A 12,910-nucleotide genomic window follows, 5' to 3' on the forward strand; every position below is an offset into this window, starting at 1 on the left:
GTACTTCCGTATCTCCTGCTGACAAATAAGGAAGCGGAATAATCAAGGATGATCGTGAAAACGATGAATCGGCGCGTGCGTTTTACCCTGATGTGGATGTTCGGCTTGGCCGCATTTTTAATCAATGCGCAGACCTATGCTGCGGCGACACCACTCTCTACTGTTACTCCGGTTCCTGCATCTGAGCAGCTGCGTTTGCAGACTCTGATGTTCAAGGACATGGGCCACTACGAGCCTGTCCAACTCAAGGGTGTCGATGGACGCATGAATCTGGCGTTCGGCGTGCGTCTTGATGAGTCCGTTGTTAGCGCAAAACTCAAACTTCGCTTCAGCTATTCGCCTGCATTATTGCCATTACTGTCGCACCTCAAACTGGTGCTCAATGGTGAAGTAGTTGATGCATTGCTTTTGCCAAAGGAAACGGCGGGCACCGAAGTAGAACGCGAGATTGAACTCGATCCGCGCTACTTCACTGATTACAACAATCTCTCGATTCAGTTGGTCGGCCACTACACGATGGAGTGCGAAGATGCGATGCACTCCAGCATCTGGGCGTCGATCAGCAATCGCAGCAGTCTCGAACTCACGCTAAGGCCGCTGGCTTTGCAGCCCGGTTTGTCATTGTTGCCAGCGCCATTCTTTGATCGTCGCGACAATCGCCGTCTTGATCTGCCGTTTGTTTTTGCCGCCAAGCCAAGCCTCGCAACACTGCGTGCCGCAGGTGTTGTTGCCTCTTGGTTTGGTGCTGAGGCTGCATATCGCAGCGCCCGCTTTCCAACGTTTTACGATCAGATGCCACAGCGCAATGCGGTGGTGTTTGCGACAAATGCCGAACGCCCAACGGTTTTGCAATTGCCTGAAGTAAAACTGCCCACGATTTCAGTGCGGCCGTTGCCGTCTGATCCCACCATCAAGTTGCTGATCATTCAAGGTCAGGACGCTGCACAGTTGAAGACTGCGGCTGATGCACTAGTGCTAGGGCAGGTGGTATTAACCGGCGATACCGCCACGATTACGAAAGTGGTTTATGACCCACCGCGCAAGGCTTATGACGTTCCCAATTGGATTCGCACCGATCGCCCCGTGAAGTTCAGCGAGCTGGTGGGTGATCCTTCGGAATTGCAGGCGGTTGGACATCAGCCTTCACCAATTCGCGTCAACGTGCGACTGCCGCCCGATTTGCTGACATGGAATCGCAAGGGCGTTCCGCTTGATCTTAAGTATCGCTACACACCACCAGCGGTTGAAGATAATTCATCGTTGACGGTCAGCATCAACAATAGTTTTGTTCAGGCATTCCGTCTTCGCGCCAGTGGCAAGGGCGGCGATAAAGGTCGCCTGATGGTGCCGGTGCTTGATGAGGCGATGGCGCAATACGAAGAGAGTCTGGTGATTCCGGCGTTTCAGGTAGGAAGCAATAACCAGCTGCAGTTCTTGTTCGCGCTCGACTATCACAAGGAAGGTCAATGCAAGGACAGTATTGTCGATGCCACGCGCTCGGCGATTGATCCTGATTCAACCATCGATCTCTCTCCGTTCCCGCATTACACGACCATGCCGAACTTGGCCTTGTTCGCGAATGCAGGATTTCCATTTACCAAATACGCCGACCTTTCTCAGACTGCGGTTGTTGTTTCCAATCAGCCAGCGGCTGATGACGCAGAGTTGATGTTCTTCATGTTGGGCCGCTTGGGCCGCGTGACGGGTATTCCCGCGCTTCGCTATAACTTGGTTCCAACATCTGCTGTGTCGGCTCAAAAAGATTTCGACTTGCTGGTCATCAACGGCGCTGGCGAATCAGATCTGTTGACGAAGTGGGGCAAGAGTCTGCCTGCGATCATCGATAAGAATCGTCGTTTGATGACGCCACTGTCGCCATCGAAATTACAGCCCGGACAGTTGTATGGAAACGAAGACAGCAAAACAAAATCTCCGTGGAGTGTAGACGCCAGCACGAATGGTGGATTGGCTGCTTTGATCGGGTTTGAATCACCTTTGCAGAGCGGCCGCAGCGTTGTTGCCGTTTCTTCGTCGGGGTCTGAAGTTGCGAAGAATGTTGTCAACGCGATCGAAGACGATGGATTGGTTAGCCGCATTCACGGCGATATCGCTTTTGTTCGCGATCGCCAGATCGACAGCTTCCAAGTCAACAATATGTACTACGTCGGGCATTTGCCCTGGCATCTGCGCATATGGTTCTTCCTCTCAATGCATCCGGTGCTGCTGGCAATCTTTGGTCTTTTAGCTGGACTGATCTTGGCCTTCTTGTGCTACTGGACGCTGCGCGGCGTGGCAGCGCGACGCATGAGGCAGTGATGTGGTTGGGCACGCGCAACGACTAAGTTTGTGGATGATTGCGGCGTTCTTGCTGGGCATATCGCAGGCTCACGCGGCGGCGAATTGTGACTGGCCGCAGTGGACCGCATTCAAGACGCAACTAATCAGTGCTGACGGACGTGTGATTGATGCGAGCACGCCACAGCAACACACCGTCTCCGAAGGACAGGCTTATGCATTGTTCTTTGCATTGGTTGCGAATGATCGTCCTGCATTCGAAAAGTTGTTGCAGTGGACCGAGAACAATCTCGCGCAGGGTGATCTCACTGCGTATCTGCCAGCGTGGCAGTGGGGACATCGTGATGATGGTAGCTGGGGCGTAATCGATAAGAATCCCGCATCGGATGCGGATGTGTGGATCGCCTATGCTTTAGGCGAAGCCGGGCGACTGTGGAATGAGCGGCGCTATACGGTTTTATCCAACATCATCGCCAATCGCATTTTGCGTGAAGAGACAGCAGATATTCCGAGTTTGGGTCTGACGCTATTGCCGGGCTCTGTTGGATTTACGCAGGGCAAGAATCGTTGGCGACTCAATCCCAGCTACGCACCGATACAAGCACTCAGACGACTCGCGGCGAATGATCCTGATTCTTCTTGGAGTGCAGTCGTCGCATCTTCACAAAAATTGATTACCGATTCTGCGCCAAAAGGATTTTCACCGGACTGGGTATTGTTTCAAACCGGAAAAGGATTTTTGCCCGACGTTGAGACCCAAGCTGATGGCAGCTACAACTCCATCCGCGTTTATCTATGGGCGGGCTTGATGGATAGAAACGATCCAGCTCGTGCAGAGATTATGAATGCGCTGCGTCCTATGGCTGCTTATGTAGCCGCGCATGGCGTCGTTCCTGAACATGTTGATACGCGCAATGGAGTCATGAAGGGTGATGGTCCTTCTGGTTTTGTTGCGGCAATGATTCCATTCATTGATGCCGCTGGCGATGCGCAGACAGCACAAAAATTGCGGCAACAGCTCAGCGATCATCCTGTGCCAACCAATATTTACTACGGCCAAGCACTGGCGCTGTTTGCACAAGGCGGCACTGATGGTTCTTATCGTTTTAACCGCGACGGCTCGCTAGTGCCGCGCTGGACTCAGTCATGCGTATCGCCGCAAAAACGCTAGCGCTAATTTTGTTGTTGATGGCCTCCACCGTGCAGGCCGTTGAGCCTGCGCCTGCGATAGGTGAGCTGCTTAGTAGCGCGCGTTTGTGGCAAGCCAAGAATCGTCCGGATCTTGCACGTCTGGCGCTAGAAAAATTATTGCTCGCCTATCCGAATCAGCCTGATGCGTTGTTGGAACTAGGCGAACTCGAAATTCGATCTGCTCGTGTTGACGTTGCTGCAAGACTGTTGCAGAAAGCCCAAGCCGCGCATCCGGGCGAGCGTCTCACCATTCAGTTTGAAGATCTTTATCGCGTTTCGACAAAAGATCGTTTGCGCATGGCCACTATCAATCGCCTTCAACAGTCCGGCAAGAGTGAGGAAGCGCTGAAAGAGTTGCGTGAACTTTTTCCGAATGGTCCACCGATGGGCCAGTTGGGACTTCAATACTATCGAGTGGTTTCTGGCAGTCGAAATGGTTGGGATGAGGCGCGCGCGGGTTACAGCCGCTTGGCGCGTGAGAATCCAGAAAATCCGCAGTACGCCTTGGCCTTGGCCGATCATCTGTTAGATCGACCGGCAACACGTGCGACAGGCATGAACATGCTGGCGAAGCTCTCCGAAAATAAAGATGCCGATCATCAGCGTGTGATGGATCTTTGGGACGGCGCATTAAAACGTAAGTCTGGTAGCGGCGTTTCTACAGCAACTCTGCATGATGATGTTGAGCAGGTTCCTAATGAAAAGGAAGTGCAGGCTCGCTTGGCCGCACGTGCGCGCAGCGAGCAAGCTAAGGAGCTGATTGCCAATAACACGCTGTCTAAAAACTGGGCAGATGATCAGGCAGAGCAGAGCAGCAACATCGAAAAGCTGTTGCTTGAAGGGCACCTGAAATATCCAAAAAAGACCAGCATTCTTGAAGCGCTCGGCGCGTTGCGTTTGCATCAAAAACATTATGACGAGGCTTGGGAGCTATTCCGCACCGGCCGGGCTTACGATTCGCCGAAGACGCTAGAAAAATGGAATCGTCGAATGTCAGTGACGATGTTTGCCAAGTGGATGGCGGAGTCTGACGCTGCGCGTGAGAAGAATGATCTTGAGCTGTCTGCACGCAAACTCCGTGCTGCGCTGGCGATAAATGAAGGTTCTTATTACACGCTGGGACTGATGGCGAATCGCTTGGTGCGTGAAAAGCAGTTCGATGAGGCAGAGGACATTTACCGCCATGTATTGGCTTTGGATGAGGTCAACGACACTTCGTTACGAGGCTATACGGCGCTGCTGTCGAGTACGGGTCGCAGCCAAGAAGCTCTAGCGCTACTGCAAGATCTACGCAAAGATCGTCCCGCTGATCAGGCCAGTATTGATGTGCTACGGGCTGGGATTTTGCGTGATCAGGCTGATGTTGATATTGCTGCCAATCGTTTGGGTCCTGGTTTACGTACTTTGGAAACTGCGCAGCAGCTTGCGCCCAACGATCCGTGGATTCGTTTTGATCTGGCGAATCTCTACGTGCGTCTTGGCGTGTCGCGGCAAGCACGTGAGCTGATGGATGAAGGGGTGCGTAATGCGCCGGCCGGTGAAACAGATATTTACTATGCGCAGTCGCTATTGCTCGCCAGTCTTGATGATGATCAGGCGGCAAATGCCGCACTGAATAAGATTCCTGCTGATCAGCGCAGTGACAGTATGAATCGACTGTCGCAGAGACTTGATAACATGAAATGGCGCCGCGAGAAATCTGCCGAACTTGCGCAGGCTGATCGCGACGAAGCAGCGGGTCACTACGATGCAGCTCGCGCGATTTACGCCAAGCTTGTTGCTGAACGCAGCACTGATGTTGATCTGCATCTTGCTTATGCTCGCTTGCTACGCCGCGCAGGTGATCGTGCTGCAGCGAATGCAGAGCTCAACGCTATTCTTTCAAGTGCAGCAACGACCGATTTCGATACGCGCTTGGCCGTCGCCAAAGAGCGGATGTATCTGGGCGATCTGAAAGGCTCTCGCGAGATTGTGACTGCCTTGCTTGAGCAGCAACCTGCTAATCCCGATGTGCTGGTGCAGGCAGGCCGTATCGAGCGCGCAGATCGTCATTACGAATCGGCGATGGCCTACTTCCGCAAAGCGCAGGCTGCTGGTGCGAAGACTGAGACGCAGGGCCTTGCACCTGCTGATGCTGAAATTGCCAGCCTTCAGCAACGTCGCTCAGGTGGCTTTGTAACTTCTGGCCCAACTTTCCGTAATAAGTCTGGTGACCCGGGAATCTCATCGTTCGCAGATGTTGAGTTGCCGATTGAGTGGCGTTATCCGATCAATTACGAAGGACAGATGTTTGTGCATCTTGATCCGGCACATATCAGTGCAGGGACGCTGCCAACAAACTTTGACGAGGCCGGTCTGTTCGGCAAGGTGCAAGCACTCAACGCGGGCGCCGATTTGCCAGCCAGTGTGCGTCAGTCTCAGAGCGGCGCTGACGTGGGTGTCGGATATCAAAATGACAACTGGCGTTTTGATATTGGCACCACGCCACTTGGATTCTTGGTGCAGGACATTGTTGGTGGCGTGAAGTACGACGGAAAATTAGGTGATGTAGGTTATAGCGTTGATGTTTCGCGTCGCCCTGTAACGAGCAGCTTCTTGTCCTATGCCGGTGCGCGCGATCCGATTACGGGACAGGTATGGGGTGGCGTGCGTAGCAATGGCGCTGAGCTGAACTTCTCGCGCTATGAACAAGATTGGGACGCGTCGGCCAGCATAGGTTTCCATCGATTGACGGGTCGTAATGTGTCCGGCAATAACTACTTCTCTGCGAGAGTGAGTGGTGGTCTTAATCTGATCAATCGCGATGATGTTCAAGTCTCAATCGGCTTGAGCGCAACGCAATGGAATTACAGTAAGGATTTGAGTCATTACACCTTTGGACAAGGCGGCTATTACAGCCCGCAGTCTTACACCTCATTAGGTGTGCCATTGGAATGGACGGGCCGCGTGGGTCGTTGGTCGTATCAGCTGAAGGGCTCGGCTTCGTACTCCTTGAGTCGTAGCGATGATTCGCCGTTTTATCCAAACGATCCGGCTTTGCAGACATTGGCCGTGGGCTCGACGTTGCCCTCCGGTTACAGCAGCCCGGTGTATGACGGCGGCTCTAGCTCTGGCATCGGCTACGCGCTGAAGGGCGCAATGGAATATCAGATTAATAGCGATTACTTCATTGGCACCATCGCCAATATGGATCGCTCGGCGTATTACGCGCCTAACTTCTTTAACGTCTATGTGCGTCGCGTGTTCACGCCATGGACACAAGCCGTGCCGTATCCGCCACGGCCGCCTAAGCCTTACTCGCAGTACTAAGCGCCTTTGAGCCGATAACCGACGCCAGGCTCAGTCATGAGTAGTGTTGGTTGCTCCGGCGTGCGTTCGATCTTGCCGCGTAGTTGGCGGATATAAATGCGTAGGTACTGAATATCCATATCGGCATCTGCTGGCCATGCGGCCTTCTGTAGATGTTTGTGTGTCAGTACTTTGCCTGCGTGCAATACCAATTGTTCCAGCAGCGCATATTCCTTTGGTGAAAGTCGCAGTTCCAAGCCATCCAGCGTGACGATGCGGCGGACCAGATCGACGACGAGTCCATCGCATTCGTAAAGTGGGCGACTGCCTTGCTGTTGCAGGCGATGACGCAGTGCGGTGCGAATGCGCGCCAGTAATTCTTCAGCGCCGAAGGGTTTGGTGATGTAGTCATCAGCGCCTGCATCGAGTGCTGCCACCTTGCCACGTTCGTCGTCGCGGCTGGAGAGAATCAGAATCGGCACTGCGGACACTGCGCGAATCTCTGCGATCACTTGCAGGCCATCGCGATCTGGCAAGCCAAGATCAAGAATGATGGCGTCAGGATTGGATTCACGCTGCATGCTCAGCGCAGTCGCCGCTGAGTTGGCTTCCACGATTTCATAGTCGTGCGCTTGTAGCGTTGTGCGCAACAGGCGACGAATGGCGGGTTCATCGTCCACTACCAAAATGCGACCTGTGCCAAGTGTCATGCGGCTGTCTCGGTGGGTGCTAATGTTTTGGCAACGATGCGAGAGGGAAACTCGATGGTGAATACTGCGCCGTTAGAATCACGTCGATTGCTTGCACTGATGCGGCCACCCATTGCTTGGATGAAGCCACGGCAAACAGCGAGACCTAGTCCTGTTCCTGCAGTTTTGCTGTCGGCTTGTTTGACGCGGAAGAAGGGATCAAAGATGCGGAGCACATCTTCTTCTGGAATGCCCGGACCTTGATCGCGCACTTCAAGCGCGAGTGCATAGCGATGCATTTGCGCGGCCACTTCGATCGTCGTATTCGGCGCCGCGTACTTGGCGGCGTTGTCGATGAGATTGACCAGCACTTGTTCCATCAACATGAAATCCAGCATCAGCATCGGCATGTCTTGTGGGATATGCACGCTGATTTTGTGCTGCGCGACTAACTTTTTGGTGCGGTTGAGTGCAGAGCCAACGAGGTCATGCAGATCACAAGCTTCGAGCCTTGGTGCGAGCGCGCCGGAATCAAGGCGTGTCATGTCGAGCAGGTTATTGACGAAGCGCGACATGCGCTCGGTTTCTTCTTGCGCGGTGGCGAGTAGTTCTTCGCGGGTCGTTGCATCGTAGAGATTGCTATACGAGCGCAGGCTCGTGATTGATCCCAGAATGCTTGCCAGTGGTGTGCGCAGATCGTGAGAGATTGAAGTGAGCAATGCAGTGCGCAGCTTTTCAGTTTCCGCGAGCATCTTGGCCTGGTCAACATCGCGTGCGAGGCGAATGCGTTCAAAGGCGATCACGACTAGATCGCTGAGGGCATCAAGCAAACGACGTTTGTCGGGCTCCAGCCTTCCTTCGTCATCGCTGTGACGAACGCCGATAACCGCCAATCCATTGTTGCCGTTATGCAGTGGCAAGAACAATCGACGTGCACCGGGCAAAGTATCGGAGCCACGACCGGTTGGGCGATTCTTTTCAAGGCACCAGGTTGCGGCGGCTAAATCTGCCTCATCCAGTGATGCAATGGTGGGCATACTGGCGCGAAGTTTTAATCGGCCGTCAACGGGTGTCAGTAGCACGGCTTCGACACGCAGCATCTGCGCAACCTGTGTTGCGGTGAGTTCCATCAATTCATCTATTTTTCGCAGGCCTGCGAGACGGCGACTGAAGTTGAGCAACTCGGCCGTTGTGCGTGCTTGTTCGCGTGCAAACTGCGCTTGAACGCGTGTGCGCGCGGTGAGATGGCTAATCAGAAATGCGACGGCAATGAAGGCAAAGAACGCTAGCACATTGTCAGGATCGCCGATGGTGAAGGTATACAACGGCGGCAACATAAAATAGTTGTAGCAGAGCGAACTCATGATCGCGCCGAATAATGACGGCATCAGTCCGTAACGAGTCGCGCTGAATACGACAGCGGGCAAGATAATCAGTGAGACATTGGCCATGCCCGCAGTGCGGTCAATCGCAATGCCGACAAGAGTTGCCAGTGCAACCCAGAAAGCTGTGGCCAAATAATCACCTGGCTTGCCCCAGTTGATTGAGGGTCGTGTGCTATCGCCAGTAGCTGATGCGGCACTGCGTTCTGCGGCGTTATTGGATTCACCTAGAACCTGCACAGTGATATTGCCGGATTTTCGAACGAGCTCGTCTACGACTGAACCATGCAGCCACTCAAACCAACGTGGGCGACGAGATTTGCTGACGATGACTTGGGTAATGTTGTGTTCGCGGCAAATGCGCAGCACATCATCGGCGATGCGCTCGCCGGGGAGGGTCAATGTATCGGCGCCTAAATGTTCTGCGAGACGTAAGGTCTGTGCGACCGTGTCGCGCTGTGATTCGCTGAGTTGGCGGCTGCGTTCGGTTTCCAGATAAACCGCTGTCCAGGTCGCGCCAAGGCGATCTGCAACGCGTTTGGCGTAGCGCACCAGCGATTCGGCGCCCGGTGATTCGTTGATGCAAACCAAAACACGTTCGCTCGCTGCCCAGACTTCATCGATGCCTTGCACGCGGCGTTGCTGACGCAACTGCGCATCAACGCGCTGTGCAGTGCGACGCAGCGCCAGCTCACGCAGAGCGGTGATATTGCTGGGCGTGAAGTAGTGGGCAAGCGCACGTTCAGCCGCTTCGCCGTGATAGACCTTGCCTTCGCGCAAGCGCTGCATCAGGTCATCTGGCGTGAGATCAATCAGCTCAATTTCGTCAGCCTGTTCGAGAATGGAATCCGGAACGGTCTCGCGTACACGCACACGAGTAATGCTGGCCACCACGTCGTTGAGACTGGCGACGTGCTGAATGTTGAGGGTGGTGTAAACATCAATGCCAGCGGCGCAGAGTTCTTGCACATCCTGATAACGCTTGGGATGGCGACTGCCGGGAGTGTTGGTATGCGCCAACTCATCGACCAGAACCAGTTGTGGATGACGCTTGAGAATGGCGTCAAGATCCATCTCAAGCAGCGTGCGGCCTTGATGGATTTCTTGCCGACGTGGAATGACTTCGAGTCCATCGAGCTGGGTTTCGGTTTCGATGCGGCCGTGGGTTTCGACCACGCCCACGACCACATCAACACCTTCCCGCAATTTGCGCCGACTGACGCTGAGCATCTCGTAGGTTTTGCCTACGCCTGGTGCTGCACCGAGAAAGATTTTGAGACGACCTCGCTGCTCGCCCTGAGCCTGCGTGAGCAGGGCGTCGGGCGATGGACGTTGTAAATCACGGCCGTCGTTTGCTGGCATTGATTAGCCTCTATGCGTGCATTCTAAGGCTTCCCGACTGCGTCGAGTGCAAGATTCAGTGCTAGAACATTCACGACGGGCTCTCCCAGAAGCCCTAGCCAGCGGCCATCAGTATGTACGCCGATCAAGGCTTGTAGCTGTTGCTCGTTCAAGCCCCGTGCGCGCGCGATACGAGGCACTTGGAACAGTGCGCTTTCAGGTGAAATATGCGGGTCGAGGCCGCTGCCTGAAGCTGTCACCAGCTCCGCTGGAACCAGTGCATTCGGGTTCTCGGCTTTGAGCTTTGCAGTGTCGGCAGCAACGCGATCCAGCAATGCCTTGGATGTTGGGCCCAGATTCGAACCCACAGAATTCGCAGCGTTATAGGGCGATGAAATGGTCTTGCTCGCATCGGTCGGATCGGCGCCTGAAGTGGCAGACAGGCGGCCGTGAAAGTAACCATCGCCTACAAAGTTTTGGCCAATCAGGCTGGAGCCGATGATGTGCCCATTCTTTGTGATCAAGCTGCCATTGGCCTGTGCGGGAAACAACGCCTGCGCAGCGCCGGTCATGGCCAGCGGATAGGCCACGCCGGTGAGCAGGGTTAGCAGAACAAATAAAACGATAGCGGGACGGATATGACTAAACATGAGTTTGTCTCCTTTAAACCAGACCGATTGCGCTGATCGCAAGGTCAATCAACTTGATGCCAATGAAAGGCGCAACGAGGCCGCCGACGCCGTAGACCAATAAGTTGCGAGCGAGCAGGGGTCCAGCGCCGACAGGGCGATACTTCACGCCGCGCAGTGCCAGTGGAATCAACGCAATGATGATCAAGGCGTTGAAGATGATCGCGGACAGAATCGCGGACTGCGGTGTTGCCAAGTGCATAAGGTTCAGCGAGTTCAGCTGCGGATAGATCGCTGCAAACATCGCCGGAATGATGGCGAAATATTTGGCGACGTCATTGGCGATGGAGAACGTCGTCAACGCACCGCGCGTCATCAGCAACTGTTTGCCGATGCCAACGACTTCAATCAACTTGGTGGGGTCTGAATCCAGATCCACCATATTGCCGGCCTCGCGTGCGGCCTGAGTACCGGTTTGCATGGCAACGCCTACGTCAGCTTGAGCCAAAGCAGGTGCGTCGTTGGTGCCGTCACCGCACATCGCTACCAGCTTGCCTTCAGCTTGTTCCTTGCGAATCAATGCAAGCTTGTCTTCCGGTTTAGCCTGAGCCAGAAAATCATCGACACCTGCTTCGGCCGCGATGGCGGCGGCGGTCAGTGGATTGTCGCCGGTGATCATCACCGTCTTGATGCCCATACGACGCAGCTCAGCAAAGCGTTCGCGAATGCCGCCTTTGACGATGTCCTTGAGATAGATCACACCAAGAACGCGATCACCTTCTGCTACCGCCAGTGGCGTACCGCCAGCGCGGGCGATGCGATCAGCGATTTCTTTCAGCTCTTTCGGTACGGCGTGTTGTCCGCCAATGCGCTGCACGTATTCAGTGATTGAATCGATGGCGCCTTTGCGGATGACACGTCCATCAATGTCGACGCCTGACATGCGCGTTTGTGCAGTGAACGGAATAAAGCGTGCATTGAGACTTGCGAGGTCGCGACCGCGCAGGCCGTACTTTTCCTTGGCGAGAACAACGACGCTGCGGCCTTCTGGCGTTTCATCTGACAAGCTCGAAAGCTGAGCGGCGTCTGCCAGTTCGGCTTCAGTGACTCCAGGCATCACAGCAAACTCTGCAGCCTGACGATTGCCCAAGGTAATGGTGCCGGTCTTATCAAGAAGCAGAACATCAACGTCACCGGCCGCTTCTACCGCGCGGCCTGACATTGCCAGCACATTGAAGCGCACAAGCCGATTCATGCCAGCAATACCAATGGCGGATAACAAGGCACCAATCGTGGTCGGAATCAGCGTAACGAACAGTGCAACCAGAACAATCACGCTGATGCTGCCGCCTGCATAAGTCGCAAAGCTCGGAATGCTCGCTGTCGCAAATACAAAGATCAGCGACATACCTGCCAGCAAGATGTTGAGCGCGATTTCATTCGGCGTTTTCTTGCGTGACGCGCCTTCGACCAATGAAATCATGCGATCCAGAAAGCTGCTGCCAGCAGCGGCAGTGATGCGGACCTTGATGACATCGGACAACACGCGGGTGCCGCCTGTGACTGCGCTGCGGTCACCGCCTGATTCGCGGATCACCGGAGCTGATTCACCGGTGATAGCAGATTCATCAACGGTAGCGACGCCTTCGATGATTTCGCCATCGCCAGGAATTAGATCACCCGTGCGAACCAGTACAACGTCGCCGACCTTGAGTTGTGAGGCGGGAACGTTGCGTGTGGAGTCGCTGCCGGGTGACACCAGAACCTTAGCGATGGTCTGCGTTTGCGTTTTACGTAGAGACGCGGCTTGAGCCTTGCCGCGGCCCTCAGCAATGGCTTCTGCAAAGTTCGCGAACAACACGGTGAACCATAACCAGATGATCACTTGCGCCGAGAACAACAGGTTTTGACCTGAGCCAAAGATGTCATGCACGAACAAGACGGTCGCGAGCAAGGACACCAGTGCAGTGATGAAGATCACCGGATTGCGTGCGAGCGTGCGTGGATCAAGCTTGATAAAAGCGTCGCGAATCGCCGGCACGATGAGTGCGCGATCAAACAACGCAGGAGCGTTTTTCTGTGTAGTCATGGGAGT

The 12,910-nt window shown here is 54.5% G+C and carries 7 protein-coding genes; 3 read left to right on the forward strand and 4 right to left on the reverse strand.

The annotated features are described in order from the left end of the window. Nucleotides 1-63: 63 nt before the first annotated feature. From bcsB to CJD38_RS11860, 3 genes are read left to right on the forward strand one after another with little or no spacing between them, the layout of a single operon-like run. Entirely contained in the window at nt 64-2,316 is a 2,253-nt protein-coding gene (bcsB, locus tag CJD38_RS11850; RefSeq protein ID WP_240783621.1) for a cellulose biosynthesis cyclic di-GMP-binding regulatory protein BcsB, read from the forward strand. Between the two features lies 1 nt (nt 2,317). Continuing rightward, nucleotides 2,318-3,466: a cellulose synthase complex periplasmic endoglucanase BcsZ gene (gene bcsZ / locus CJD38_RS11855; protein WP_206362977.1), complete on the forward strand. Its 1,149-nt coding sequence runs from the start codon at nt 2,318-2,320 to the stop codon at nt 3,464-3,466. Further along, a complete protein-coding gene (locus tag CJD38_RS11860) occupies nt 3,442-6,795 on the forward strand; it encodes a cellulose synthase subunit BcsC-related outer membrane protein (RefSeq protein WP_107940570.1) in 3,354 nt (1,117 codons plus the stop codon). The genes bcsZ and CJD38_RS11860 overlap by 25 nt, the downstream gene beginning before the upstream one ends. Here the strand turns inward: CJD38_RS11860 and CJD38_RS11865 are convergent. Genes CJD38_RS11865 through kdpB form a run of 4 tightly spaced genes read right to left on the reverse strand, consistent with a single transcriptional unit; the run spans nt 6,792 to nt 12,904 of the window. Continuing rightward, entirely contained in the window at nt 6,792-7,484 is a 693-nt protein-coding gene (locus CJD38_RS11865; protein WP_107940571.1) for a response regulator, read from the reverse strand. The genes CJD38_RS11860 and CJD38_RS11865 overlap by 4 nt on opposite strands. Beyond that, entirely contained in the window at nt 7,481-10,207 is a 2,727-nt protein-coding gene (locus CJD38_RS11870) for a DUF4118 domain-containing protein (RefSeq protein WP_107940572.1), read from the reverse strand. The genes CJD38_RS11865 and CJD38_RS11870 overlap by 4 nt, the downstream gene beginning before the upstream one ends. 23 nt (nt 10,208-10,230) lie before the next feature. Beyond that, nucleotides 10,231-10,836, reverse strand: coding sequence for a K(+)-transporting ATPase subunit C (locus CJD38_RS11875; protein WP_107940573.1), 606 nt, complete (start codon nt 10,834-10,836; stop codon nt 10,231-10,233). A gap of 13 nt (nt 10,837-10,849) precedes the next feature. Beyond that, nucleotides 10,850-12,904 (reverse strand): potassium-transporting ATPase subunit KdpB, encoded by a 2,055-nt coding sequence (gene kdpB, locus CJD38_RS11880; protein WP_107940574.1) that lies wholly within the window; start codon nt 12,902-12,904, stop codon nt 10,850-10,852. Nucleotides 12,905-12,910 lie beyond the last annotated feature (6 nt).

Source organism: Stenotrophobium rhamnosiphilum (assembly GCF_003052265.1).
Taxonomy (GTDB): domain Bacteria; phylum Pseudomonadota; class Gammaproteobacteria; order Nevskiales; family Nevskiaceae; genus Stenotrophobium; species Stenotrophobium rhamnosiphilum.

What these genes read in the sequence shown, in the direction of transcription:
- CJD38_RS11870 (WP_107940572.1), bottom strand. Translation starts at nt 10,207, where the DNA reads ATGCCAGCAAACGACGGCCGTGATTTACAACGTCCATCGCCCGACGCC.
- kdpB (WP_107940574.1), bottom strand. Translation starts at nt 12,904, where the DNA reads ATGACTACACAGAAAAACGCTCCTGCGTTGTTTGATCGCGCACTCATC.
- CJD38_RS11875 (WP_107940573.1), bottom strand. Translation starts at nt 10,836, where the DNA reads ATGTTTAGTCATATCCGTCCCGCTATCGTTTTATTTGTTCTGCTAACC.
- bcsB (WP_240783621.1), top strand. Translation starts at nt 64, where the DNA reads ATGAATCGGCGCGTGCGTTTTACCCTGATGTGGATGTTCGGCTTGGCC.
- CJD38_RS11865 (WP_107940571.1), bottom strand. Translation starts at nt 7,484, where the DNA reads ATGACACTTGGCACAGGTCGCATTTTGGTAGTGGACGATGAACCCGCC.
- CJD38_RS11860 (WP_107940570.1), top strand. Translation starts at nt 3,442, where the DNA reads ATGCGTATCGCCGCAAAAACGCTAGCGCTAATTTTGTTGTTGATGGCC.